The following is a 26007-nucleotide window of genomic DNA, read 5'->3' on the forward strand; positions in this document are numbered from 1 at the left end:
CTTGCTTGCCGAAACGCAACCCAGCGTCAGGGCTGCAAATCGTAACACTGCGCCCTGCGGCTGCCGGTCTGGCAGGTCGGCGAGAAATGGAGCCGATAATGCCCCTGCCTCATGCACTCGGCGAACGCTTTCGGATCCGGCGGATCCTTCCAAAGGTGCGTGAGCTCGCAGTGCTTGCGGACGTCGACGAAGTTCTCGGTTCTCTCGACGGCGCCTACTGAAGCTGCCGAAGAGATTGCGGCCACGAATATCGCGCAGCTCACGGCCGCCGATTTCGTCAAGATGAAAGTACTCCTGGGCGACGCCCGCGTCATGCCGGAATCCCCTTCGAGTTGCTGGTGCGCGGCCAAAGGATCGCGGCGAACAGCAGGGCGTAGATCAAGGCCGCGCCGACATAGACGATTCGGGTGGCGAAGGATTCTGCGGAGCTCCCCGGAAGGGGCGAAACCCCCAGACCGAAGAGGATCAGGAAGGTCGTCAAAGCGCCTGCGAATACCGCGGCGTCCTTCGACCGTCCAGCAGCGCGTCCTCCCAGCAAAAGGGCGACGATGAGAACGATAAGAAAGATCGAAAGCAGGCTTGGCCGCAACGTCAGCGCCGCGTAGGCGACTGATGCGAGGACTCCCCCGAAGAGATTGACGAGCACGAGTCCGACCGCCGCCCGGCTGCTTCCCGCGACGTCGAGCTGCCCGAGCAGGGACGCCACCGTTATGGGAATGACTGCCGCGGCGGTCAGGTTGTCGCTCGTCAGGCAGATTACGACGGAGGTCAGAAGTATCCCCGTATTCGCCAGCGCCCGACGCAGGGCTGGTGGCCGTTCACCGGACGAGACGGCCTCGAGATTCTGCCCGGCGGGTTCAGGGAAGATCGCATATGCCAGCCACATCAGGATCGTTCCTGACAGCACCCCTGTGACCAGGATGGACAGGATGGAATTGGCGAGGTCCTTGTTAAGGATGCCAAGCAGGGGGACGATGATCGCAACGACGAGCACGAGAAAGACGGCCTGGCCCCCCTTCCCCGCCGACTGCGCGACGAAGCAGGCAAAATAGGTCAGCCCCAGCAGGAGAAGGAAAGGCGCAGGCCGGTCGCCGAATAGGTTGGTGAGAGCCATCATTGCGATCCCGGCAATGAGGATCACCATCGCTGCGCCGACCGTTTTTCCAAACGGCATCGGTCGCGAACTGCCGAGCAGGAATTGTGCTGCAAAGAGCGGACCGAGGAACGGCACGATAGCCCCCGCATACACTGCGAACGTGAAGCCGATCGAGACCGCGAACGCGACGCGCAGGCCCTTGCGTTTCTGCTCCTCGACCGCGATAGTCCGGTCAGTTGACATAGGTCAGAACCGACATGATGCGTATCCAGAGCGAACCCCAGGCGTTCGTCACAGGGTTATCGCCCGTGTAGATGACGACCGTCGCCTGCGAGCCGTAGCGAACTCCGCCCTTGGGCCGCTCCTCCTCGTTCATGATGAGCCGCACTGGAAACCGCTGCGCCTCCTGCACCCAACCGCTGTCGTTTCTGATCGTCGGCAGCCCGGTGTTCGGATCTGTGCCGCCCTCCGAGACGCCGAAACCAACGCTCTCGACTTTCGCTGGAAACACACGACCGGGAAGGGCGTCGAAGAGGACATCCGCTCGGTTGCCCACGGCGACCTTCTCAAGGCTGTTTTCCTTGAACGCGGCGGCAATCCAGATTGTGCCGGCATCGATGAAGGTCATGGCGGGCTGTGCAGCCGACACGACCTTGCCGGTAGAGAGTTGGAGGTTGGTCACGACCCCGGCCGAAGGTGCTCGAACAGTGGTCCGCACCAGATCGAGCCGAGCCTTTTCGAGCGCAGCCAGAGCTGCCCGGAGCTGCGGATTGTCATTTCCGCTGGGACCGAGCTGCTCCTTTGCCTTGGCCAGCTCGGCCTCAGCACCGGAGACCGCCGCCTCTGCCTGACCGAAAGCCGATTTGGCTGCATCGGCCCGTGCCTTGGAGTATACGCCCTGCTGTTGCAGCTCTGCGGCGCGCGCAGATTGTACGCGAAGATTGTCCCGATCCACCTGGGCCGTCACGAGTTTCGCCTGCGCCGCATCGACTGCAGCGGTTGAAGCGCCCATCGATTGGCCGACGCTTGCAAGGCTCGCCTCGGCCTCACTGACCGCGAGTTCGAAGCGCTCCGGATCGATGCGGAAAAGGACCTGGTCGGCGTCGACCCGCGAATTGTCGATGACGTTGACCTCGATGACCCGGCCGGTCACCTCAGGCGCGATGCCGACGACATAGGCTTGAACCTGAGCTTGCGAGGTCGACGGCGTCCGCCGCTCCATGAAGATGGAGAGGACGAACAGGACCAGCGCCAGGAGGACGACGACGAGCGCGATCCTGCGCAATGGGTTCCGGGGCGCTGGAGAACTCGCAGGCTCGTGTAAGGTCTCGGACAACACGGTATTCATCCTTCGAATGCGAGAGTTGTATGGGGTATCTGTCTTGGTCTGCAACGATGTCGGCGGTCTCGGGCTCGTCGCCCTGTTCACCGGGGAGGCTGCGCGGATGGTGGACGAAGCGGGAGCACCGTCGCGCTGTCGAGCGCGTCTTCGATCTCCTTCCCAAGTCCGGCAACCAACTCTTGGTATTCCGCACAACGCTCCTCGCGGTTCGGGTCTTCCGACGCACGCCATTTGGCCAGCTCCATCTGGGCTTCCGCAAAATCCCGGCAGATCTCGCAGAACACGTCGTCCCGTGATGCAAGTTCTTCGATCGCCTTGGCTCTGATCGGAAACTGCAGCCTGACAGCGGCCACGCCTTCATCCATCGTCGACTCCATTTCACGACACTTGAGACCGTGCCGATCGAACGTGCTTCAAGGCTTCATGTTCGTGGATGAACGGGGGTTCGTGGAGTATGTTACTGTATCATACAAGCCGACGACGGCGTCGCCCGATCTTGATGCGGGCCGATTTCTTGCCGAACAGGTCTCGGACTGGCCGACGGCGGTCCTGCTTGCCGTCAGAGTCAAAGAACGATGGAAGCGCACACACTTGCGACTGATCGCGGTGCCGGGAACCGTCCCGCGGCCGGTGTAACATACCCGATGCTACGGGTAAGCCCTCTCGTGTTCACATAGCTTTTCCTCGGGCCGGGAGTCGTCCGCTTCTGCATGAAGCGGCAATCTCGGTCATGGCGCAACGACCGCGAGGAACAGTGGTGAGCAGAACGAACAAAGTTGTCGACCGCACTCGCACGAGACTTCATCGCGGTCTGCAAACGATTCTGCTAATCGCCGCGCTGGCGACGGCCGGAGGGTGCGGCGGCCACCCGAAGAACGTGCTCACCCCCGTTGCCGACAGCGCCCCGAAATCCACCAAGGTTAAGATGCTGGTTACGACCACACGCAGCCGTTCCACAATTCCGGGTGAGATGTTCACGGGCGAGCGCGCCCTTGCCCCTGCGTTCGCGGACATCACGGTATCCATCCCGCCTGCGAACGTGCGAAAGGTTGGCGAAGTCGCCTGGCCCCGGCGGCTGCCATCCAATCCGGCGACCGATTTCGCGACCTTGAAGGCCGACGAGATCACACGCGACGAGGCCAAGAAATGGCTGAGCGCATCGGTCAGGAAGAGCCCCGACGGCAGCGTCCTGGTCTTCATCCACGGGTTCAACAACCGCTTCGAGGATTCCGTCTACCGCTTCGCCCAGATCGTCCAGGACTCCGGCGTGCACAGCGCTCCGGTGCTGGTAACATGGCCGTCGCGCGGCAGTCTGCTCGCCTACGGATACGACAGAGAAAGCACGAACTACACACGCAACGCACTGGAGACGCTCTTCCAGTACCTCGCGAAGGATCCGGAAGTGAAGGAAGTCTCCATCCTCGCACATTCCATGGGGAACTGGCTGGCGCTGGAGTCGCTGCGGCAGATGGCGATCCGCAACGGCCGGCTCCCCGCCAAGTTCGAAAACGTGATGCTGGCCTCGCCCGACGTGGACGTCGATGTCTTTCGCCAGCAGATCGTCGACATGGGCAAGCAGCATCCGAAGTTCACATTGTTCGTCTCGCGCGACGACCGTGCGCTTGCGGTCTCCCGCAGGGTGTGGGGCGATGTCGCGAGACTCGGCGCCATCGACCCCGAGCAGTCCCCTTTCAAGAAGGAACTGGCCGACAGCCAGATCACGGTGATCGACCTCACCAAGGTCAAGGCGGGGGACCGTCTCAACCACGGCAAGTTTGCGGAATCCCCCGAGGTCGTTCAACTTATCGGAGCGCGCATCTCCGACGGGCAAACGCTGACCGACAGCAAGGTTGGTCTCGGAGACAAGATCCTTGCAGCAACGACGAGCACCGCCGCCGCGGCCGGCAGCGCGGCGGGGCTGATACTGGCCGCTCCGGTCGCAGTCGTCGATGTGGACACAAGAGACAACTACGCAAGCCAGGTGAGCGGCCTCACGGGTCCGACAGGACCCAAGCGAAAGCCGGCAGCCTGCAGGAGCGGCTTGCGCTCGCAGGAGGCGTGCGCGCGCTAGTTGTCGGCGGCGCGTGCATCTTCTTCATTCAGATCGAGGTCTACAATGGACGTACTTTTGAAATTCGCCTCGCTTCGAACGCTTCTCTCTGCGGCGGCGCTCACGGTTGCTCTTGTGACAGGTGTTTCCCCCGCCGCGGCACAGACCGAGGCGACCGCACAGCCACGGCCCGAAAGCGTTCAGCGGTTCATTGGAATGTTCTCCGATCCGGACGTTCAGACCTTCCTGCAGCAGCAGGCTGCAGCGGCCAAGGCCGCAGCCGAGCCTGCCGCGGAGAGCGCGGGGACCGGCGTTTCATTCTCCGAGTTCTCAACACGTTTTCGCGCTCATGCTGCCAGTCTTCTCGGTGCCGTGCAAACCTTTCCTTCTGAGAGCATGCGCGGGGCGACCGTTCTCGAACGCGAGGTTCAGGCGAGCGGCGGCACGCGGCCCATCTTTCTGGTAGCGGCCTTCGTTGCCGTGGGGCTGGCCGCACAATGGCTTTTCTGGTGGGTCAGCGCCGGATGGCGTCAATGGATGGCGCGCGCACCCTTTGCCACCGTTTCGGAGAGAGTAGTCGCGGTAAGCGCAAGATTGCTGTGGGCCGTGTGCTACGTTCTCTCGTTCGGCCTCGGCAGTATCGGCTTCTTCCTTCTTTTCGAGTGGCCCCCGCTCGTCCGGGAAATCGTCGTCGGTTATCTGTTTGCCGTCGTGGTCTTCCGCCTCGCGAGCGTCCTCTTCGACGTGCTTCTGGCTCCTCGCGTCGCGACAGACCTCTCACCGGAGCGATATCGGGTCGTGCCAGTCACGGACGAGGCCGCCGTTCACTGGGCAAAACGTCTGGGCTATCTCGTGGGGTGGTATGCCTTTGGCTGGGTGACGATACGGCTGCTTGGAACGCTCGGCTTCTCTGTTCCTGCGCGGCAACTCGTTGCCTATTCGCTTGGCCTGGTGCTACTCGTTATCGGCATCGAAGCTGTCTGGCGACGCCCTTCCGGGCTCTCCCAAATGGCACCGCCCAGTCGACTCGGTCTGCGCGCGAGGAACTGGCTTTGGACCGCCTACTTCATCGGAGTCTGGCTCCTGTGGGTGGTCGGGGCGATGAAGCTATTCTGGATTGCCCTGGTCTGCGCTGGCCTGCCTGGTGCGATCGCGCTCACTAAGGCCGCCGTCAACAACCTCCTGCGGTCCTCTGCCGTTGAAGAGGATGGCGACAAGAAAAGCACGGTCGTCTCGGTGATCATCGAGCGCGGCATCCGGGCGGGCTTGATCGTCGGCGCGATCGTTCTCCTCGCGGACGTTCTGGAGATCGAGCTTACGCGAATGACGATGCAGGATTCTCCTGCATTGCGCCTCGTGCGTGGAATATTGAGCGCCGGCATTATCCTCCTGGTCGTCGACCTCGCCTGGAACGTCGTGAAGGTGCTCATCGATCGCAAGCTCGGAGACACGCAAACAGTCCTCGAAGTCGGCAGCGAGCAGGAACGTCGCCGCACGCGCATGAGGACCTTGCTGCCCATCCTGCGCAACTTCCTGATGATCCTGTTCGTCGCGATTGCCATCATGATGGCGTTGTCGTCGCTCGGGGTAGAGATCGGACCACTGATCGCCGGAGCCGGCGTCATTGGCGTCGCGATCGGCTTCGGCGCGCAGACGGTGGTGAAGGACATCATCAGCGGCATGTTCTACCTGCTCGACGACGCCTTCCGGGTCGGAGAATATATACAGAGCGGCAGCTACAAGGGCACCGTCGAGTCCTTCAGCTTACGGTCCGTCAAGCTCAGACATCATCGCGGTGCAGTCTACATCGTCCCCTTCAGCGAACTCGGGGCCATCCAGAACATGAGCCGCGACTGGGTAATCGAGAAGATGACGATTACCGTGACCTACGACGCCGACATTGAGAAGGCCCGCAAGATCATCAAGAAGATCGGGCTGGAGCTGTTCGAAGACCCCGAGTTCAAGGCGACCACGATCGAGCCACTGAAGATGCAGGGTATCGACAGCCTCGGGGACTCCGGCCTTCTTCTGCGAATGAAGGTCATGACGCTTCCCGGAGAGCAGTTCACGCTGAAGCGCCGCGCTCTGCGGATGATCCATCAGTCATTCAACGAGAACGGGATCAAGATCGCCGTGCCGACCGTGCAGGTCTCGGGCGGAAAGGACGACGACATTGGCGCGGCGGCGCAGCAGGCGCTTGCGAAACACAACGCTGCAAACGCCGCTGGAACGGCCTGAGCGAGCGGCCACAGCAGGCGCCTTGAACAGAATTCGATCCTTCGAGTATTGAGAGGAGACTTCAATGGATTTCACAGTTATCGACGCTACGCTTGTCGGAAAGCTTCTGCTCCTGCTCCTGATCGGCATGGGGCCGAAGATCGCGCTGGTTCCCTTCCTCGAAAAGACCCACGCGTTCGACGCAGAAACCAAGGCGCGCATCGGTCGCCAGATGGTTCTGACCGCATTGGTCACGGCTCTCATTCTGTTCGCCACCGGCGCTCTTCTGATGCGCCTTCTCCACATCACGGGTGGCGCCGTGGCCGTGGCCGGTGGGATCATCCTGGCGCTTATCGCGATCAAGATGGCGTCCGGGCCGACGGAAGCGCCGCATGACGAAATTGCGGTGCCGGCCGATCCCGACAAGCTCGCCGTGTTTCCGCTCGCGGTTCCCTACCTGCTCAATCCGGTCGGCATCACCGTCATCATCCTCGCCTCGGGTGAAGTCGTCTCGATCGTCAGCGCGGCGCTCGTCGCCGGACTGATCCTGGTCGTCGGTGCGTTCGACTATCTGGTGTTCACGAACATCGACAAGCTCGCCAAGCGGATGAAACCAGCCAGCATGGTCGTCTCGGAGGTCGTCTTCGGCATCCTGCTGACCGCGGTGGCAATACAGTTGATCGTAAGCGGGCTTGGCAACCTAGGGATCATCACGGCGAACGCCGGGCACTGATGGCGGCGCTCGGCAGCCATTTCATCGGTCGCAATCGCGCCGGAGCATCGTGGACGAGGACACGTTCCGGGTGTATGTTCTTTTTCCCGCACAGGCTTCACATGCCAGCTCTGGGGGATTGGGAGCGGCGATGCTGACGGCGTCGATGGAGGGGACCGTGACAGCAGCAAGGACGAACGACTTGCCATCCGTCGACGAAATCCGAACGCAGCTCGAGCGCATTGTTTCGAGTCCGGAGTTTCCCGGCGTTGGACGGGCCGCGGCGTTCCTGCGATATGTCGTCGAGGAAGCCCTCGCCGGACGAGGCAGCCGTATCAAGGGCTATTCGATCGCCATCGAGGTGTTCGGGCGCAATGAGACGTTCACTCAGGAGGACCCCGTCGTCCGCATCGAAGCGGGGCGTCTGCGCAGATCGCTCGAGCGCTACTATCTGGTCGGCGGCAGGAACGATCCCGTCAGGATCGATGTGCCCAAGGGCGGATACGTGCCGTCGTTTTCGTGGAATACCGCGCCTGCGGAGCACATCGAGACCGTGCCCGATCCCACTTCGCCTCCTCGTTCGAGCGAGCCGTGGTGGCGGGCCAGGCGCGCCGTACTTGCATACGTTGGCGCGGCACTGGCCGCCTCCGGTTACTTGGCTGCCGTCGGCCTTGCCTCGTATGCCCCGCCACGGCCCTCTGGCGAAACATTTCCGGATCGCCCGACGCTTGTCGTCGCGCCATTCGCCAATCTCGGCGACGGATCCGAGGCACAGCTCTACACCATCGGACTCACCGAAGAGCTGCTGACGGCACTTCCTCGTTTCAAGGAGATCAAGGTCTTCGGCCGTGAGACGTCGAAGTCGCTTCCCTCGGACGTCGATGCCTCAAGGGTCCGGGACGAACTCGGCGCACGATATCTTCTGGCCGGCGGCGTCCGGGCGTCGAACGACCGCCTCCGGGTCACGGCGCGCCTTCTCGACACGTCGGACAACGAGATCGTCTGGTCGCAGGATTACGACAACGATCTTGGATCGGGCGACCTCTTCGCCATCCAGACGGACGTCGCACGCAGGGTCGCTACGACGATCGCGCAGCCCTACGGAGTGATGGCGCAGCTCGATGCGGCCAATCCGTCGCCTGACGATCCAGGCACCTACGAATGCACCTTACGCTTCTATGCGTACCGGTCGGAACTGAGCACCGAGGCACATGCGGACGTCCGGCACTGCCTCGAAACCGCCGTCGCGCGCTACCCGACCTATGCGACCTCGTGGGCGATGCTGTCGATCATCTACCTTGACGAGGACCGCTTCAGGTTCAACTCCGAGCGCGGGTCGGAGGCACCGATGCAGCGCGCGCTTAGAGCGGCCAGGCGCGCGACACAGCTCGATGCGACCAACACGCGGGCTCTTCAAGCGCTGATGATGGCGCTTTTCTTCAACAGAGAGCTGGCGGAGGCAATGCGGATCGGCGAACAGGCGCTCGCCACGAACCCGAACGACACCGAGCTCATGGGCGAGTTCGGCACGCGACTGGCGATGGGCGGACAGTGGGAACGGGGAGCCGCCCTGCTCGACCGGGCGATCGCTCTCAATCCGGGCGGGGGCGGCTACTATCACGGCACGCGCGCTCTCGCCGCCTACATGCTTCGCGACTACCCAACCGCGGTCAGCGAGATCGAGCGGGCCGACCTGCAGAAGTTTCCGCTTTATCATGCGGTCGCCGCGGTCATCTACGCCGAGGTCGGCATGATGGACGACGCCCGGCGCGAGGGCGAGGCGTTCGTGCGGATGCGACCGGACTTCCTGCCGAACATCGTGGCGGAACTCGAGATGCGTAATCTCCAGCCGGCCGACACCGCCCGTCTTATCGCAGGATTGCGCAAGGCAAGCATGCCGATCCCGCAAGATGTCGCGGACACGGGTGCAGGCGTTGGCATAACCTCGGATCTGCAGCCTCGCTGAGGCGGACGGTACCTCCGGCATACTGCAACATACCCGATTCTGCGCGCGCGCCCGCGTCATCCGTCCCCTCCAAAGCACGGCCATCAGCCGCGAGCTACACCACTCATCGGAACATCATCCAATCGAAAGGCGGTCGAGAGGGCGCGGCCGTCGTTCACGTGGGAGAAAACCGCGATGGCACAACCGCAAGCGTCGGCATCGAGCGTCGACGAACTGGACGTCTCGCGAAGGAACTTTGGCAGTTCGAGGTTTACTTCCGCTATAAGATACCTCGATCCAGCTAATCGTCGATGAGAACAGGCGCCTTCGCGAGGAATGCGCCCGTTCTTTTTTATCGGAAATCTGACCGTTTTTCTGAATCCGCGTTTACGGTTACCAGACTATAAGGAATCCGCGATCATAGTGGTCCCGATCGATGATTATCGTGGTTTGGAAGCCGGATTTACGTTTGAAAACAATGGATCAGAATCCGCGCTTATGTGGCGATGCAGACAAACTGCGAACACCTGGCCAAAAATTTTTTGCTGCCTGTGACGGCGTGATGGATCGTGGCCTTGCTTGCGATAATTCTCACCTGCCTATCCCCGACCTCGACCTGATCGACGACGGACTGAATGTAGGCCTTCGATTCTGCTCACCGATCCATTGGGTCTTACTCCTTTTTGGTCGATTGCCGGTATACCGCCCCGTTCTGCTACAAACGTGCATGCGTGGGCTCGTCATTATTCACGTCGTCCTTTTGATTGTTTTCGGCAGTGTGATGCCCGTACAGGCGCAGCTGAGCGGGGATGACCTGCTCCGGCTTGGCATCCAGATTCTCAATGGCGCGAACGGCGCTGGGCAGCAGCCTGTTCCCAGAGGCGGGCCGCGCGCGCCGCCCGCCAATTCCACCCAACCTCAAGCGCCGGCCCGAGACTTGGCAGCCGAGCTTGAAGCCATCGCGATGATCGGTGCACCTCTCAATGAGAGCGAAAAGAGACGTCGCGAAGAGGCGCTGAGATTGGCATAAGAGCCTGGACCTCATCGAACAAAGTAAAACTCCACCGTTGACGGCCTGGGGACATCGATACCCTGAGGCCAGCCGTTTAAGGTTTGAGATCGAGCAGAGCGCGACCGCTTCCATCCATGGCGAATGGCACGGATGCATGTTGGTGGGACACCATCCAGCGGCCATCGCGCTTCACCAGCCCAAGGGTTTGACGAAACCAAAGATCGACCTCGGTGCCGTCAGTTTTAGTTCCCGTCATGCGCGTCAGACCACTCCAGAAAGCAACGTCTCCGCCGACCGTTAGCTTGGCATCGCAAACATCGCCACCTATCGGACCTTCCCAGGTATTGAACCACGCCCGCAGGCCTGCCTCGTCCTTGCCGTGATAGACGAGCGGCGGTGCTAGCGAAAACTCGACAGAATCCTCGGTTTCGTGGGAAAGTGCGCCCTTGGCATCTTTTTCGCCAAGCGCGGAAGCGCGCAGCGTTAGCATGGCGATAATCGCCTCTTCATCGATATTGACTTTGGTTTCGTTGCTCATTGGCCGTTCTCCTGTGCTGTTCAGAGGACGAACGGGGGAACGACAATCCGACACCGACACACGAAGCTAGTGAAAATTTCGCGCCTTCACCTTCAAGGTGTCGATATGGAGATCCGGGATGAAGATGTCCCGCGGCTGAATCGCAGGCTTCGGCTTGTCGCTTGGGTCCGGGCCGCCGCCATGCGCAAACTCGTCTCCCGTGCCCGTCGGCAGCTTGAACTCCGTGTCGCGGTCGGCAAGCCCTGACAGGTCCGACAGATCGAAGACCTGCTGGGCAACGAGGTGGACTACGTCGCCTTCTCGCTGGATGTTCCCATTGATCGCCATCATCGACGATCCGAGGACCACGCGGTGTGGCACATCGACGTCCGCGAGGCGGTAGTGCCTTCGCGGACCGCCGATTGGTCACGTTGAGTGAGTTAGCCAGAATGCCAAACGAGCGTCAAAGCTGCGTGGGGGTGGGTGTCGATTTGGAAGCTAGCTACCCGAGGGGTGCAGCAGCCTCGTAAAGAGCTTTGCGTTCCTGATCGCATTGCCATCACGGTCGTTGTTGAAGTATGCCCAAACTCTTGTCGCGCCGCTTTGGCTTACGCGGTCGGTCCATACCCTAAGCTCTGCTTCAGTGTAGTCGTGACGATACCAACGCGTCGTCCCGTGGAAACGAATGTAGATATCGTCGGCAGTCCTTACCAGTTCATCTGGAAGGTGGGGACCACTGCAAGAGCAAAATATAGCTCCGGCGGATTGAAACGCTCTGAAAGTTTCGTCGTTCCACCAACTCTTGTGCCGGAATTCAACCACGTTGCGTCGGCGCTTGTCGAGTTGGCTTAATATCAATTGTAAAGTTTCCGGGCTGAAGTGGACGCTTGGCGGGAGCTGAAAGAGAAAGCATCCCATTTGGTCGCCGAGAAGATCGCCGATGTAACAGAAATCTTTAATGAGGGTGCCCGTGTTGTCAAACCGCTTGATATGGGTGATGAGCTCGCAGACCTTGATCGTATAAATAAAGTCGCTCTTCGCCTGACGCAGCCAGGTTTTGACCGTCCCAATGGTAGGCCAGGAGTAAAAGGGAGCGTTCAACTCAACGGACTTGAATTGTTGTTCATACAGCGAAAACCACTCGCTGGAAGGAACGTCTGCTGGATAGAACTGGCCTTTCCAATGCCAATAATACCAACCCGAGCAACCAATATGGACAGCATTCGATGGCCCGCCGGCGAGTCCTCCTGCCGCTTTGTGCTCATTCGCGATCCGGACTTGATGCATTTTCTCGGCGCGATCGATATTCGCTCGCCGCTGTTTTTCTCGGCGCTCCGCGCGGCGCGCCCGTCGTCTCTCGATATCGTCCAATATCATTTCCGCCAAGCTCATCCCCTTGGTCGACTTGGGGTCCGTCAGCACCTGGATCCTGTCGTACGGCGGAATCGGCCGATCCCGTAGCGAAATCAGAGGCCTGGCGGCCAGCACACCCCTGGCTTGGCGACTAAAGCGACGTCCAGCGAACGTCCTTCTGCCTACGACCGGTGGGGCCGGTCCTCTTCTCCGCGCCTCTGGGCCTTAGGTGCAATCGTGGCTACTAAGCTGAACTCGATGTGAACGACGATGGCGCCGTCCTCGATTATCTGATAGGTTGTCACGCGAGCGCCTCGAACGCAACTTAACTTTAAAAACGCCCGCTCCTTCCGATAACGTCTTGCCGTATACGTTCCAACGCTTCTGCTAAAGGTTGATATACGGAACGAGCTGCGTCAGAAATCTCCGCTGACAGAAGACCGTTTTGACAGGGTCGATTATCGTCCCATCCGGAATGGTTTACGATGGGGTACAAGCATATACCTTCGATCGGGACCCCGGCATCCATCGCAGCAACGACCTCGCTATAAACATACATGATCCAACCGGGCCGCCTTTCAGCTTCGATACCTGTTTCGGCAACGAATATCGGCTTGCCATATCTGGCATAGGTTTCGATCAGAATAGACCTAAAAGGTTTGTAAAGCGCATGAGTTTCGTCGATCGGTGAACCACCGTGGATCCACTGATTGTTGTGATAGTAGTTCACCCCAACGATATCGAGATAGCGATCTGCACCACCGATTTGAGGCCATAGCCTTCCACTTAGTAGATCCCACCCCTGGAACTGCGACTGGCGATGTCCTTCGGCACGTTGCCTCTCCCAGGGTCGCGACGGTTCTAGGATAACGTTGATAACGGGATCGCAGTGCACAAAACGTGCCCGTGGATCGACCAGAAGGATGGCATCCATGGCGGCGATAGAAGCGCGCGCGAGCTGGACTTTCAATTCAAAGCCGCGTCCGTTTGCAAAGGGATTCAGATAGCCGACGTCACCTCCACCCCACGACAAAAACGAGATCTCGTTTACGGGGCAATAGAACGGAACCTCGCTCGTATTTTCCCGCACCACTGCTGCGACAGCACCCGCAAAATTTGCAAGCCGAGGTGCAAAATCCTGCCCCCAAATATCGATATCGTCTGGCCAGCCATAGTGCAAAAGGTCCCAGATGACCTGGACGCCCACCTCCTTCGCTGCTTCGAGCATCGGAAGAAAGCTAGACCAATCATACCGGCCAGATGACGGCTCTATAAGATGCCAGCGGAGGCCGTCGCGCACGGTTTCGATCCGGTGCGCTTTCAGTTGATCGTAGTCCTGTCGCGCATGCGAGTCGTGGCCAGTAGAGGCGAGGACATCGAGACGCGTCCCAGCAGTTTCGCCCTCGCCTGGACGGAGGCGATGCGTTGAACACTCGAAACCACCCTGAATGAAGGATTTGAACAAACCAGATGGCCCGGCTCGCACTCGATCTTCGAGAACATCCAGAAAAAGACCTTCCCATCGCGGCACGATCGTAGCGGCGCTGTAGTCGTTTTCAACTTTTGACATCAAGGCCTTGCCCAGCCGGGCACGCAGTTCGGCTGACATGATCAGCTTCATCATGGCCTGAGCGACAGCGGCGGGATCGTTGTAGGGCACGAAGAGACCCGAAATCCCCTCCTCGACCTGCTGGAGCGCCCCGTTATCAGGCGTCGCGATTACGGGCAGACCTGCTGCACCCGCCTCCGCCAGAACGTGCGGCATACCCTCGTCGCGCGAGAGCCAGGTAAAAATATCGAAGGCTGACAGAAGGTTGGGAACATCCTTTCGATCTCCGAGAAAGGAAAGCACGCCACCCAATCCCCGCTGATTAGCAAGCGAATGCAACTGTATCGCATATTCCGGGTGGAACGCGTCGGCCCCCCCTACAATCACAAAACGCGCAGTCGCAACGTCCTTGTGCACAATCGCCGCAGCCTCTATGAAGTCTTCGACGTTCTTCTTTGGATCAAGCCGTCCGACCCAGCCGACAAGGACCGAATCCTTGGCCAATCCGAGTGACGAACGGGTTTCGACACGCCGGGTGGCGTCAAATTCCGAGAAATCGACCATCGACGGGATTTCAAGAGCACTTAATTCACGACCGGGCATCACGGAGGCTGCGGCATCGCGGATTGATCGACAGACGCCGACGTAGCGACTTGTGAAGTGCTTCGGCCCCGCAAGCGCCTCCGACACCAGCCCGCCATGTTCAATCAGCGGCGGGCGGAGGTGGATACGTTCAAGCGCCGGGTAAATATCGGCGACATTCTGACAGGACACCACGACGTCATAGCCTGGGATCTTCGTTGCCAGATAGCTTATCGTATCCTTGAACGACAATGTATAAGGGGTCGTATCGACATCCACGCCCAACGCCGTTAGCTGCTCGTGTGTCTGATCGGGCATGCTCGGTTTGTGGAAACATGCCACGACGTCAATGCGATAGCGGTTTCGATCGAGATTTCGGGCAAGGAGCCGCACTTCCGTCTCTTCACCGCCAACGACTAACCATGCAAATACGAAAAGGATTCGGACTGGTTGTTTGCGCGAGCTCATTCCTGAACCTTAAAAACAATCTGCAGGAATTCCGGCCGGTTTGTAATGAGATCGGCCAAGAATTGCGGCGCATCATCAAATGGAACGACGTGCGTGATCATGTGATCCCGAATAGCAGAGCCGTGGCTCCGCATAAGGCCAACTGTCTCTTGGGCAAGCCGACATCGGTCCCACGACGCCCCCAATCCGCGCGGCACACGATTGATTTGTGCGCACCTGATGTTGAGCCCATTGTGGTGAAACTCTTCGCCAAGCCGCAATGCCTGGGCTCCACCTTGGTAAAAGGCGAGATCGATGACTGTTCCCTGCGGGCGCAACGCTTTGAGCGCAGTATGCAAGCTGGTCGCCTGCGCACGGGTCTGGAACACTACATCGGCACCGCGGTCTCTGCCGCCGTTGTGCCAACGCGCTTTCACGTACTGCCACACTAGTTCCTCCTCCATCGCGGCGAGGCCAAGATCGTGCGCCCTGTTCTGACGGAATTGCGACGGGTCGGCGACAATGACGTTGGAAGCTCCGCACTTCTGCGCAAACAGCGCAGTCATCAGACCCACCGTTCCCGCACCCAGGACAACGACGTTGCGTCCCTCAACGCCAGCGCCCAGGTAGGGCACGCTGCTTCCGAACGCCTCTGAATCGGCATGCAAAATTCCATTAGCCGCGATCGGTCCCATCTGAGCGACGAACACTCCAAGCACGGGGTCGATATCGATGGGAAGCGGCACCAGCAAGTCATGGCAGGGGTCTGCAGTGTGACCGCTCTTATGCGCGAAAGTCGTCGAGACAACATCGCCAGTTGCGAAGCCGGCAGCCCGTGTCTCCGAGACGCGCGCCACCTCCATGTAGCCCAAAAAGGGAACGGGATAGTGAAGGTCAGCCTCGCCTTCCACAAATACGCCCCTCTCCCCATCGAACCTCGAACGGAAGTAGGGGTTGGTATTTTTCATGAACGTGAGTTCGGTACCTGCTGAAAATCCGCTATACAGCGTCTCCAACCGAATATGGCCGTCGGCGGGCGGGCCCTCTTCGTACTCCACAAAGAATGCTTTCCCAGCACGTTCTATGCCCAGCGAACGAATTCGCCGATGGCCGGGGGGCGGGCTCTGCGGCTCCTCTTTACGGGATTGATGCTGAAGGGGAGCCATTGGCCTGCGCTCGAAGACAGGAGGATCGAGTTTTACGGGTTCGTCTTGTCGGGCTGAGGCTGCGACAGCCAGCGCGATGCGATGCGTTGCGAGCGCGTCCGAGTAGGCACAGCGAATGTGGTTTTCTTGCCCGCGCACGGCGTCGACAAAGTCGCGATCCTCGCGCCAGACGGGATCGCCTTCGGCTTGACGCACCGGACGTCCTGCTCCGACATCGACCATGATGTCATGATCTGTCAATTCGATCGCAAGACGATCGGCGAAGATATTGAGCCCGACCCTATGGTTCCAGCCGAGAAGGCAGGTCGACGAAATGTTGGCAATGACACCGGACTCGAAGGTCATTGTCGCAGTCGCAACTGCGGGCACATCGAGGCCAGGAAATTCTGAACGATCTTTAAAGCCAACACGACCGTATACGTCCGTTACTTCGCCGATGAGGTAACGCGCCAAGTCAATGATATGAGTGGTCTGCTCGATCATCTGCCCACCTGATCGATCAATCTTCCACCACCATTGCGGTGGAGGCGTCTGGTCCAACCAGTAGCCGGAGAGGAGTTGCGCCGGGTTTTCCACCAATAACCGGCGGGCCTCCTCTACAGTATCGAGATACCGCCAGTGATAGCCCACGGCCGTGACTAATTTCGCTCCCGCAATCATGGCTGCAAGTTCTTCAGCAAGGGCCAAATCGAGAGTGATAGGCTTTTCGACAAAGAACGGGACGCCGCGTTGGATCAGTTCCCTTTCCGCGTCGCCGTGCGCAAAGGGAGGTATGCAAATATAGACTGCATCGAGCGCTTCGTCGTCCAGCATGGCCTGGTGGCTGGTGAACGCCTTCGCACCAAAACGGGATGCAGCTTCGCTTGCGCGACCTAAATCAGGATCCGCAAAAGCGACGAGCGCGACATCGTCAAATCCGGTAAGAATGTCGAGATGGCGGCGCGCGATTCCTCCGACGCCGATGAAGCCAATCCGTGTCTTCTCCATGAAAGGATGTCCTCTTTCGACTTCTGTTTTGGCGGGGAGAACCCGTTGGTAGACGGCAACCGTTTCGCTGGCCATCCGATCCGCTGAAAAGGCGCTGTGAAATCGATCCATGCCAGACTGACCTATTGACCTGGCGCGAATGGGGTCAGAGAGCGCGTCGATCAAAACATCAGCTAAGGAGGAGGGATTTCCTGACTCCGCCAAGAATGGGTGATCTTCGCCAAGGGCTTCGATGGTCCCCCCAATTCGGGTTGCGACGACCGCCAGTCCTACAGACATTGCTTCGAGCACCGCCAACGGCAGGCCCTCAAAGCGCGAGGGCAGGACAAAGAGGTCGGCATTCATCATGATGTTGGCAATGTCGTTTCGGTGTCCTAGAAACTGGACATGATCGCGAAGTGCCAGTCCGTCGACCAGATCTTGGATAGCATTCATTTCCTCGCCCTCCCCCACCAGAAGAAGCAAGGCGGTGGGATGGGCTGCAACAACGGTTGGCATTGCCCTTACGAGGGCAGCGTGATCCTTCTGTTTTGAAAAGCGCGCCACCGTAAGCAGGGTTGGTCGGGATTGAAGCGCGCGTTCGCCTATGCCGTCTGCGTCGCTTTCCCCCCGCTCCAACGCATATATCCCGTTGCGGACAACCGTCAGCCGGGCCGGATCCACACCATTTCTTTCAAAACTCTTGCGAGATGCCTCGGAAACTACGATATGATGGGCAACTGTCAAAATCGATCTATGATATTGCGCGATCTGCTCGGCATCTGTCAGCAAATATGGCAAATGCTCCGTTCGTATGACGGGAATTCCGCAAACGCATCCTACACGGGCGATCTCGTGTCCCTCCCACCCGATGCCGGCATGGATGTGAAGCAGCGACGCACCTGATGAACACAGCCATTCCTCAAATGCCGCGGGATCATCGGCGTTCTTGATCGCCAAGCCGCGGCAGACGGCGCGGTTCAGCAACGCGCAATTCGGCGGAGCCGCTAGCGTGACTTTGTAGTGTGTTCCAAGCGCCTGCCCGAGCGTAAGCATGTGCTCGCCCATCCCGGACGGCTCGCGGCTGTCGGTGGCGATAACGATGTGGTGCAATTGACTTGTCATTTCACGCTCGCAGCAATGGTGCTCGCGTGCGCCCTTGACATCTTCCGGTATGTTGCCAGAGCCTGGCCCACCACCTGATCCATATTATAGTACTTGTATGTCGCAAGCCGACCGACAAATGTTACGTCGCTAGAACGTCGCGCAACAGCTTCATATTGCTTGTAGAGTGCCTGATTTTCCGGTCGAGGGATGGGATAGTAGGGCTCCCCTTCTCTACCGGCGAACTCATAGGAAATGGTAGTCTTCGGATGGATCTGACCAGTCAGATGCTTGTATTCGGTAATCCTCGTATACGGCACCGTCTCCGAAGGATAGTTGATCACGCCGACTGGTAGCAGGCGTCTGGCATCATGCGTTTCGTGCCGGAACTCAAGGCTACGATATGGAAGACGTCCGAAGCGAAAATCAAAATATTCATCGATCGGGCCCGTGAAAATCGTATGCGCCGCCAGATTGTCCTTTCGGATGTCCGCGAATTCCGTGCCGAGCAATACAGTGATGCACTCGTGGTCCAACATTTTCTCGAACATCTCAGTGTAACCATGCAACGGCATGGCCTGGTAGGTGTCGAGGAAATATCGATCGTCGTCGCTAACCCTTGCCGGGACACGCGACGTCACCGATCTGTCAAGCTGGGTCGGATCGAGACCCCATTGCTTGCGGGTGTATCCTTGGAAGAACGTGCGGTAGAGATCGTCACCGACCTGGGAGACCACCGCATCCTTCGCCGTTTCGATCGGATCGCAAGGTTCCGCACGAGCGGCCAAAAATAAGGCGGCCTCTGCGTCGTCCTTCAGATTGAGACCATAGAGCCCATTGAGGGTCGTTCGGTTGATGGGAACAGGCAATCGACGATCGCCAATATCGGCGAGCACACGGTGTTGGTACGGCCTCCAAGCCGTAAATTGTGACAGGTAGTCAAAAATTTCCAGATTGTTGGTATGAAAAATATGCGGCCCATATCGATGAACGAGGATACCGTCTTCGTTGTGAAAATCGTACGCGTTGCCGCCGATATGCAGACGCTTATCACACAAAAGCACATGCTTCCCATCGGACGCCAATCTTTCTGCCATCACCGAGCCTGCAAAGCCCGCACCGACGATCAGGTAGTCGTATGATGACCTTGACCTGACGGTTGACTGTGAACACGGGAACTGTGTGGGAGAATGCGGGGATGCGGACCGACGGATGATGGCTTCCTCAACCAGCACGCTCATCGCATCAAACGTGTCGTCCCAAGACGAAGCGGCGAGCAGGATATCAACTGATCTCAGCCAGGCGCTGTCGAATTCTTTGAGAGCAAGCGCGTCGTCGCACGCTGTGGCAAACCCCTCGGCATCTCGCGCAAGAGCAACACCGGCAACGCCCCCGTATTGACGCACTACGTCAGCGACAGGCGTCGATACGATTGGTCGACCGGCAGCAAGATACTCCGGAGTCTTGGTAGGGCTTATTAAACGTGTTGCGTCGTTCAGAGCAAAGGGCATCAGTGCGACGTTCCAGCCCGACACATACGCTGGCAGTTCGCCATATGCTTTTCGGCCGAGGTAATGGATGTTCGCCGCTTTGGGGAGCTCGTCGGGCGAAATCTTGACGATTGGCCCGATAAATACAAAAGAGAGGTCCGGCCTAGCGTTGGCCACAGCGCTTATTAGTCCGAGGTCAAGGCGCTCGTCGATGACACCATAATAGCCGAGCTTTGGACTGCTGATAGACCTTTGATCGGCCGGCTCCTCGAGGTTTCCACGAGCAGCGTGAAAATGGTCTGCATCAACGCTAGACGGGAAAAAATGAATATTGTCATGCAGATGCCGCTTAGCCTCATACAGGCTGTGGCCGCCCGTGAAGGCCACATCGGCGTGTGCAAGGAGTGCAGCCTCGGCATCCTTGAGAGTTGGCGGCGCAAACTTGAAGTTTGCCAACTCGTCCATGCAATCGTAAATGACCGCCGCCGCATCGATGTGGCAAGCGAACGCATACATGAGCGGCGTATAGAACCATAGTATCGGTCGGGCTACGCCATAGATCGACAGCAGTTCATCCAACAGTTTTCTTAGTTCGCGCTCCCTTTCGTCCTCGCCTAACCAGTGAGGGATTCGAGGACGTATGGCTTTCACCGCCGTCCCCTCAAATGGATGGATCTCCAGATAGGCTAAATGATGATCTGTGGGGATGAACTCCTCGAAATAGAAAACCTGTCTATCGCGGGCGAAACGTTCCATCAAATGCTGCGGACGCTGCAGCACAAAATCCCAACGCAAATGGGAAAAACATATGATCGGCGCCTTGCGTTCCAGGGCTTTATGGAACCCTTGGGTGAATGAGCTGGAGAGATTCATTGCGGTTCCGCCGTTTTATTAGAGGCCTTCTAACCTCCACTCTGGCGGTTTGTTCCCAGTCATTTCTGCCCCGCATGCCAATCCATGATTTCGCAAAGCTTGCGGACCGAATGTGGCCACGTCCAATTGTCGAGTACAGCCTGGCGCGGGGAATAGTTTGAGAGGTTGTCAAGCATGCTCAAAATGCCATGGTCAAAGTCATCCGCTGCTGCAGTCGCTCCGGTGTGCGAAGTAATATACTGAAGGCCGCACACGAGTGCGCTATTCGCGAGAACAGGGAGGCCAGCGAGCATGTATTCGGTTAAGATCGCCGGCGCACCGTCATTGATGCCGCAGACCACACCGATCTTTGCCTGGCTCATTAGACGGTTGACGTCGGCATATCGCACGCCGGGCGGGCCAACAAAGTCGACGGCAATTCCCAAGGCTTGCACTTGTGCACGCAGAATATCCCCGAGTTCCCCATAGCCGCAGACGCAAAGTGCACGGATACTACTCGGAAGCTTAGCGAGCGCATCGAAAAGGATATCGTGTCGCTTGTAGGCTTGAGCGGCGGCTACATAGATAACGTCATATAGTCGAGGGCCATCGAGCGGATAAAATGTGCTGTCAGAGGCAAATTCCGGTCCAATCGGAAGGACCGCCGTCTTCATTTCCGGATGTCGCCGCTTCACCTCCTGCGACTGCCACAAGGCGCCGGTAAGCACGAGGTCGAAATGTTGGCTGATTGATCGTGGAACTCGCCACGTGGGAGCATCGATAGAATTGTAGATCTTATAGCTGCTCTTGCATGCGACAAGTATATCTTCGGAAACGCCAAGCCCCCACACGCAGAGGATATCGGGAGCGCCAAACGTAATGATGTGGGCCAGCATATCATTCGACGCGAATGGCGCCTCTGGGCCGTTCATTGCGAATGAGCGGCGAACAAGAACCGGATTCGTCAGATCCTGAGGGGGCGGGTGGGCGCCCCGCCAATGCGTCCAAATTTCGACGATGTCGACTATGCCCATCTTCAAGCAAGCAAGGGGCAGGCGTTCGATGTAGCCGCCCCACACCATTACATCCTGGATTGGCTGTTTGGCAGCAGAAGGACTTCCCCGCGCTCCGCTGGCCCACTGGCCTCGCAATTCCTCGATAGAAAGCGGCGAGGAAGGCTCGTACCAGCCGGCCTGATAGTCGCTGATAACGACAAGACGCTTTTTGGTTGAATATTCCCTGTTCAATTCAGGCCACTCCGTCCACCCATGACGCAGACCATTCCTTGCGGTTACTTCACAAGATCAATTCCGTGGCTGATCCGGTGATCGCTCTTTACCCGTCGAATACGTTCGGAGGCGTACCGTCAGGATCGGTTTTCAACATGTACGGGACGACCGACGATATCAGCGCGGCGGCAACGCCATCCGACCGCAATTGCAATTCAATAATGGTGGTCCAGGTTCCGCCGCCCATAGCCGCACCTCGTGAGCTGAGAGCAGCTAACACCCGGCGGTGTCGGTAAGTTCCGATTTTCCGCGCGAACCGGCTGTCATTGTTCGCTCTTAGCTCCCCCTAACGGACGAACGGTGAGCAGCGGGTGGCGCGCAAACCTCGTCGAGCCTTGCGATCACAGAATCCGGCGACTGGATGCCTGCGCTAACAAGCGCGATGGCGTGCCTCAGCGCGGCCTGACCGTACTCGCTGTGGACGTTAATGTGATTTCTCTCTGACCAACGGCAGAGGGCGGAGGTTATGAGATCAATCTCATCATCGGTAAAGGAAAGTAGTTCGAAAAGAGACATGACGGCTCTCCTCCTCTTTGGGGTAAGAGCAGATCGTCTCTCAAGCGGTCGACACCCGGTTGCATACGTGGACCGATGAATAACAGTACGCTTTAAAGCCTCACACGGCAAACGGAGTCGCTTGTCGGTCTGCTACCGTACGTACCATGGACGCAAACTCAGCGGCTTGTCCCGTAAGGAGGCCGACGACATAGCAGCTCAGCCCAACGTCGACCACATTTCTTACACTAGATCTGGAACATCAAAAGATAAACGAGGTTCGGGATAGGTGAAACGAAGCAAAATAGGAGAATCCAATGCTTCTCAAACTCATCGCGGTCTCGGCACTTTCGATCGGTCTGGCAACTTCGGCCATGGCTCAGGCCAGCGGCGGCACGGGTGGAACTGGAGGAACCAGTGGTTCGGGCCAGTCCGGCGGCGCTTCAGGTTCCGGTAGCGGATCTGGCACCATGTCCGGTAGCGGATCCGGCACTTCCACCTCCGGCACGGGGGCTTCCGATAAAGACAAGGATGCGACCGGCAAGCAAGACTCTTCCGACTGCATTCAGGGCCAAGTCAAAGATGCCGCCGGCAATTGCCAGTAAAATCTGGCTCATCGAAGAAACCCCGCGGTCAACTCTGCAGAGTATTTGTGCCGTTCTTTCAACTGCGCATCTCAGAGACCGATTTTACCTATGAACGAGAGCGGCAACCGTTACCAAGGATCGGTGCGCCGAACGTTTTTTGCGTCCTGCTCGGCATCATGGGTGTCGCTCAGGGGACCGCTAGCCGAAGCGAAAATACTTCTTGGAACATTCGGATGAAGCGGGAGTTGGGAGCGCATTCAAAGAACGGTGAAAAAGCTCTGGAGGCTTCTACCATGTCCCAACCATCCATCTCCCGCCTGCCGGGCGATACTCCGTATGCGGTTAACCCGGTAGACCCGCGCATTACGGCCACCATCAACAAGATATCGTGGGGTGCGGTGTTCGCCGGCGTCGTTCTAGCACTCGCGGCCCATTTCCTGCTTAATCTTCTCGGTGTCGGGATTGGCGCTGCAGTTCTCGACCCTGCCACGTCGGACAATCCTACAGCAACCAGTTTCTCCATCATGGGCGGCCTCTGGTTCGTCGTTTCCGGCATCGTCGCCTCGTTTATCGGCGCATATGCTGCAAGCCGGTTGTCCGGCCGTCCCAGCAAGTCCACAGGCGGTTTCCACGGCATTACCGCCTGGGCCGTAACGACGCTAGTCATTCTCTACCTCCTGACCACCTCGGTTGGCGCACTCGTCGGCGGCGCCTTCAGCGGCCTTTCGAGCGTGGTCGGGGGTGTCGGCAAGACTGCAGCAACTGCGGCGACCACCGGAGCGCCTTCGATTGCCGCAGCAACCGATCCGATGGCCGATATTGAACGGCAAATTCGCGAGGCCAGCGGTGGCTCCGACCCGCAAGCCCTTCGAGCGGCGGCAGTCACGGCGATGAAAGCCGTGGCAACGGGCGACCCGAGCAAGGTCGAGGACGCCAAGGCGCGGGCCGCCGACGCTCTGGCGAAAGCTCAGAATATCCCTGTCGACCAGGCGCGGGCGAAGGTCGATGAATACGAGGCAAACTACAGGGCATCCGTCGATCAGGCAAAGCAGCAGGCTTTGGAGGCGGCAGAAACCACGACGAAGGTCGTGTCCAGCGGCGCCCTGCTCGGCTTCGTCGCACTCGTTCTCGGCGTGACTGCAGCTTGGTTCGGGGGCGTAGCTGGCACGAAGCGTGGCCCTATCCTTGAAGAATATACACGCGGCCGAAACCTATAATCATCTCAACACGAGGAACACGAACATGGCAGAACCTAAAAATCTTAGCGATCTCCTTCACGAGAGCCTCATGGACATGTACTTCGCGGAAAAGCGGATACTGACGGCCCTGCCCGAGATGGCTGAAGCCGCGCAATCGCCTGATCTCAAGGAGGCATTCGAAACACATCTCGGTCAGAGCGAAGATCACGTAACGCGCCTCGAACAGGCCTTCGAACTGATCGGCAAGCCAGCGCAGCCGAAGACCTGCAATGCCATCCTCGGCATCATCGAGGATGGCAAGGAAGTCATGGAGGCGTTCAAGGGGACGGTCGCCCTCGATCCGGGCCTGCTCGCCGCTGCGCAGGCGGTGGAACACTATGAGATCTGCCGCTACGGCACGATGGTCACGTGGGCCGAGACGCTCGGTTTAAATGACGTAGCTGACCTCCTCGCGGAGACTCTTGACGAAGAAGAAACGACAGACGAACGGCTTACCGAGATCGCCAAAGCGACCGTCAACGCGCAGGCCGCCTGATTGCCGGCACGTGGTGACGGAAACGGGAGGTGCGCCAACGAGGTCGGTTGATCACCATGGCGCGCCGACCCGCACCTGGGGCGAAATCGAAATCATCGCATGCGGCAAGATACATATCCATCCGAAGGACTTGCGCTTCTCAACCGGGACTAAGCGTTGGTGCAACGGGTGTTTGATGCTGTCAGAGCCGAAGCCGGCGCCAAAGCCGGCGACCAATTAACCGCAATCATCAACGTTTTTTCCGCGGGCGCTCTTACGTTGAAAAATTAGCGCGCTATGAGCAGCCTCCTCCTGTCCGAATAACGGTCGGACCCGTGATCTTCGCATTGTTCCGCGCCACGGTGCCTTCTTACGGAGAAGAACGTCGCGTTCAGGATCCACCTTCGATCGTCATCCTCCTCAGCACCCGTTCAGGCGTCCCGTAGGCGGCACCGGCGAAAGCCTCCAGCGCACCCCTATCGCGAATTCTGATGACGCCCCGGTCGGAGTAGATGAGATTCTCCCCCTCAAGGACATGAAGAGCGTTCGTCACCCCCGGCCGTCTGACGGCCAGCATCACGGCGAGGAACTCGTGCGTCACGTCGATCCGGTGGCCGTCGACCCGGTCGTCGATCATGAGAATCCACCTCGCCAGGCGAGCGTCGATGCGTTGGACGGCGTTCGACAGCGCGGTATAGGCGGTCTGGGTGAACAGACTAAGAGCGAAACGTTCCAGGATTTGTCTGACTTCGACATTTTCCGCCACGAGTTCCTGAAGGGCCTCGCGCTTTATCCGATGACCTTTTCCGGACACCTGCATCATGAATTCGAAGGGATGCCGCTCCGCATCGAGTATCGCTACGAGCGGGGTGACACCGTCCCTTCCGACAAGCCCGATTTCCGTGCGTTCGCCGGCCGCAGACACGGCGACCATCGACGCCACTCCGTCTTCGGGAAAGTAATGGTGCACGATGGGGGCGTCGAAACCGGCGATATGGAAGTTTCGAGGAAGATCGATGGGTTCAAGCCTTGGGCGGATCGCATTCCAGGCGTCGGCGGACAGACCTGACAACAGGTGATTGCGGATAGCGGATTGAAGCATCGCGGTTCTCCAGTACAGCAAGCGCAGAGCATTCCGATCGACTGCGCAATTACAGTTGGGACCGCCATCGTACTATCCGCACGTGACTGTGCAACCGAAGGACGTCAAATGCCCAATCCAGAACAATCCCCAGCAGTCAGTCTTGAAAATCGAGCGGGCTTCGCAGCGCAAACGCGCGCTCGAGAGAGAGCTGGCCAAGGGGCTGGAAGACACCTTCGGCAGAGCCGAACGCGTCAAGCGGCAGCCATCAAGAGTGAGGAGAACTTCCCACTCGTGGAGGAAGCCCTTCGCTCGACGGGCGAAAGCGGACCCTCCGGTTATGGATTCGACCGGGATCACGAGGAGGTTCGCGGCAGAAACGGCGTCGGAACGCATCGGGAACGGCACGGATCGCGAACGCTAAGCCTCGGAGCTTCGTTCG

Annotated in this window: 19 protein-coding genes and 1 pseudogene; 9 read left to right on the top strand and 11 right to left on the bottom strand. The window is 58.9% G+C overall.

Features of this window, described 5'->3' with window-relative positions:
• Window positions 1-98: 98 nt before the first annotated feature.
• Window positions 99-221, top strand: coding sequence for a hypothetical protein (locus tag A3C3_RS47970; RefSeq protein ID WP_267903834.1), 123 nt, complete (start codon window positions 99-101; stop codon window positions 219-221).
• Between the two features lie 89 nt (window positions 222-310).
• Here A3C3_RS47970 and A3C3_RS0124025 read toward each other — a convergent pair whose 3' ends face one another.
• From A3C3_RS0124025 to A3C3_RS0124035, 3 genes are all read right to left on the bottom strand, one after another.
• On the bottom strand, window positions 311-1339 hold the full coding sequence (locus tag A3C3_RS0124025) for a DUF2955 domain-containing protein (protein ID WP_022717127.1): 1029 nt from the start codon (window positions 1337-1339) through the stop codon (window positions 311-313).
• Window positions 1329-2435 (bottom strand): HlyD family secretion protein, encoded by a 1107-nt coding sequence (locus A3C3_RS0124030; protein WP_028739948.1) that lies wholly within the window; start codon window positions 2433-2435, stop codon window positions 1329-1331. The genes A3C3_RS0124025 and A3C3_RS0124030 overlap by 11 nt, the downstream gene beginning before the upstream one ends.
• Window positions 2436-2521: 86 nt before the next feature.
• Window positions 2522-2803, bottom strand: a complete 282-nt coding sequence (locus A3C3_RS0124035) for a hypothetical protein (RefSeq protein ID WP_028739949.1) — start codon at window positions 2801-2803, stop codon at window positions 2522-2524.
• 365 nt (window positions 2804-3168) lie between these two features.
• Between A3C3_RS0124035 and A3C3_RS0124045 the strand changes: the two genes are divergently transcribed.
• The 5 genes from A3C3_RS0124045 (at window position 3169) to A3C3_RS0124065 (ending at window position 10392) form a co-directional block, all read left to right on the top strand.
• A complete protein-coding gene (locus A3C3_RS0124045) occupies window positions 3169-4509 on the top strand; it encodes an alpha/beta hydrolase (RefSeq protein ID WP_051154516.1) in 1341 nt (446 codons plus the stop codon).
• A gap of 45 nt (window positions 4510-4554) precedes the next feature.
• Window positions 4555-6726 (top strand): mechanosensitive ion channel family protein, encoded by a 2172-nt coding sequence (locus A3C3_RS0124050; RefSeq protein WP_022717132.1) that lies wholly within the window; start codon window positions 4555-4557, stop codon window positions 6724-6726.
• Window positions 6727-6790: 64 nt separating this feature from the next.
• Window positions 6791-7438 (top strand): MarC family protein, encoded by a 648-nt coding sequence (locus A3C3_RS0124055; protein ID WP_022717133.1) that lies wholly within the window; start codon window positions 6791-6793, stop codon window positions 7436-7438.
• A 145-nt stretch (window positions 7439-7583) separates the two neighbouring features.
• Window positions 7584-9383, top strand: a complete 1800-nt coding sequence (locus A3C3_RS0124060) for an adenylate cyclase (protein ID WP_033419800.1) — start codon at window positions 7584-7586, stop codon at window positions 9381-9383.
• 415 nt (window positions 9384-9798) lie between these two features.
• A complete protein-coding gene (locus A3C3_RS0124065; protein ID WP_145611772.1) occupies window positions 9799-10392 on the top strand; it encodes a hypothetical protein in 594 nt (197 codons plus the stop codon).
• A gap of 76 nt (window positions 10393-10468) precedes the next feature.
• Here A3C3_RS0124065 and A3C3_RS0124070 read toward each other — a convergent pair whose 3' ends face one another.
• The 7 genes and pseudogenes from A3C3_RS0124070 to A3C3_RS39135 form a co-directional block, all read right to left on the bottom strand.
• Window positions 10469-10912: a YybH family protein gene (locus A3C3_RS0124070; RefSeq protein WP_022717136.1), complete on the bottom strand. Its 444-nt coding sequence runs from the start codon at window positions 10910-10912 to the stop codon at window positions 10469-10471.
• A gap of 66 nt (window positions 10913-10978) precedes the next feature.
• Window positions 10979-11263, bottom strand: a pseudogene (locus tag A3C3_RS39130) (hypothetical protein); the annotation flags it as partial.
• Between the two features lie 126 nt (window positions 11264-11389).
• Window positions 11390-12268, bottom strand: a complete 879-nt coding sequence (locus A3C3_RS0124080; RefSeq protein WP_183906883.1) for a DUF72 domain-containing protein — start codon at window positions 12266-12268, stop codon at window positions 11390-11392.
• Window positions 12269-12575: 307 nt separating this feature from the next.
• Window positions 12576-14843, bottom strand: a complete 2268-nt coding sequence (locus A3C3_RS0124085; RefSeq protein WP_022717139.1) for a glycosyltransferase family 4 protein — start codon at window positions 14841-14843, stop codon at window positions 12576-12578.
• A complete protein-coding gene (locus A3C3_RS0124090) occupies window positions 14840-18010 on the bottom strand; it encodes a glycosyltransferase (RefSeq protein WP_376774944.1) in 3171 nt (1056 codons plus the stop codon). Before A3C3_RS0124090 ends, A3C3_RS0124085 begins: the two co-directional genes overlap by 4 nt.
• Before the next feature lie 65 nt (window positions 18011-18075).
• On the bottom strand, window positions 18076-20421 hold the full coding sequence (gene glf / locus A3C3_RS0124095) for a UDP-galactopyranose mutase (protein ID WP_022717141.1): 2346 nt from the start codon (window positions 20419-20421) through the stop codon (window positions 18076-18078).
• 59 nt (window positions 20422-20480) lie between these two features.
• Complete coding sequence (locus A3C3_RS39135) at window positions 20481-21647, bottom strand: glycosyltransferase (protein WP_028739952.1); 1167 nt, start codon at window positions 21645-21647, stop codon at window positions 20481-20483.
• An 854-nt stretch (window positions 21648-22501) separates the two neighbouring features.
• Here A3C3_RS39135 and A3C3_RS46205 point away from each other — a divergent pair.
• The 3 genes from A3C3_RS46205 (at window position 22502) to A3C3_RS0124125 (ending at window position 24505) form a co-directional block, all read left to right on the top strand.
• On the top strand, window positions 22502-22789 hold the full coding sequence (locus A3C3_RS46205) for a hypothetical protein (protein ID WP_022717145.1): 288 nt from the start codon (window positions 22502-22504) through the stop codon (window positions 22787-22789).
• A gap of 275 nt (window positions 22790-23064) precedes the next feature.
• On the top strand, window positions 23065-23988 hold the full coding sequence (locus tag A3C3_RS39145) for a hypothetical protein (RefSeq protein WP_033419804.1): 924 nt from the start codon (window positions 23065-23067) through the stop codon (window positions 23986-23988).
• A gap of 25 nt (window positions 23989-24013) precedes the next feature.
• Window positions 24014-24505: a YciE/YciF ferroxidase family protein gene (locus A3C3_RS0124125; RefSeq protein WP_022717147.1), complete on the top strand. Its 492-nt coding sequence runs from the start codon at window positions 24014-24016 to the stop codon at window positions 24503-24505.
• A gap of 370 nt (window positions 24506-24875) precedes the next feature.
• Here A3C3_RS0124125 and A3C3_RS0124135 read toward each other — a convergent pair whose 3' ends face one another.
• Complete coding sequence (locus tag A3C3_RS0124135) at window positions 24876-25586, bottom strand: Crp/Fnr family transcriptional regulator (RefSeq protein ID WP_022717149.1); 711 nt, start codon at window positions 25584-25586, stop codon at window positions 24876-24878.
• Between the last annotated feature and the right edge of the window lie 421 nt (window positions 25587-26007).

Source organism: Rhizobium mongolense USDA 1844 (assembly GCF_000419765.1).
GTDB classification, from domain to species: Bacteria; Pseudomonadota; Alphaproteobacteria; order Rhizobiales; family Rhizobiaceae; genus Rhizobium; species Rhizobium mongolense.

Coding starts and splice junctions, on each gene's coding strand:
- A3C3_RS47970 (WP_267903834.1), top strand. CDS start 99: ATGCCCCTGCCTCATGCACTCGGCGAACGCTTTCGGATCCGGCGGATC.
- A3C3_RS0124025 (WP_022717127.1), bottom strand. CDS start 1,339: ATGTCAACTGACCGGACTATCGCGGTCGAGGAGCAGAAACGCAAGGGC.
- A3C3_RS0124035 (WP_028739949.1), bottom strand. CDS start 2,803: ATGGATGAAGGCGTGGCCGCTGTCAGGCTGCAGTTTCCGATCAGAGCC.
- A3C3_RS0124045 (WP_051154516.1), top strand. CDS start 3,169: ATGGCGCAACGACCGCGAGGAACAGTGGTGAGCAGAACGAACAAAGTT.
- A3C3_RS0124050 (WP_022717132.1), top strand. CDS start 4,555: ATGGACGTACTTTTGAAATTCGCCTCGCTTCGAACGCTTCTCTCTGCG.
- A3C3_RS0124055 (WP_022717133.1), top strand. CDS start 6,791: ATGGATTTCACAGTTATCGACGCTACGCTTGTCGGAAAGCTTCTGCTC.
- A3C3_RS0124060 (WP_033419800.1), top strand. CDS start 7,584: ATGGAGGGGACCGTGACAGCAGCAAGGACGAACGACTTGCCATCCGTC.
- A3C3_RS0124065 (WP_145611772.1), top strand. CDS start 9,799: ATGATTATCGTGGTTTGGAAGCCGGATTTACGTTTGAAAACAATGGAT.
- A3C3_RS0124070 (WP_022717136.1), bottom strand. CDS start 10,912: ATGAGCAACGAAACCAAAGTCAATATCGATGAAGAGGCGATTATCGCC.
- A3C3_RS0124080 (WP_183906883.1), bottom strand. CDS start 12,268: ATGATATTGGACGATATCGAGAGACGACGGGCGCGCCGCGCGGAGCGC.
- A3C3_RS0124085 (WP_022717139.1), bottom strand. CDS start 14,843: ATGAGCTCGCGCAAACAACCAGTCCGAATCCTTTTCGTATTTGCATGG.
- A3C3_RS0124090 (WP_376774944.1), bottom strand. CDS start 18,010: ATGCTTACGCTCGGGCAGGCGCTTGGAACACACTACAAAGTCACGCTA.
- glf (WP_022717141.1), bottom strand. CDS start 20,421: ATGAATCTCTCCAGCTCATTCACCCAAGGGTTCCATAAAGCCCTGGAA.
- A3C3_RS46205 (WP_022717145.1), top strand. CDS start 22,502: ATGCTTCTCAAACTCATCGCGGTCTCGGCACTTTCGATCGGTCTGGCA.
- A3C3_RS39145 (WP_033419804.1), top strand. CDS start 23,065: ATGTCCCAACCATCCATCTCCCGCCTGCCGGGCGATACTCCGTATGCG.
- A3C3_RS0124125 (WP_022717147.1), top strand. CDS start 24,014: ATGGCAGAACCTAAAAATCTTAGCGATCTCCTTCACGAGAGCCTCATG.
- A3C3_RS0124135 (WP_022717149.1), bottom strand. CDS start 25,586: ATGCTTCAATCCGCTATCCGCAATCACCTGTTGTCAGGTCTGTCCGCC.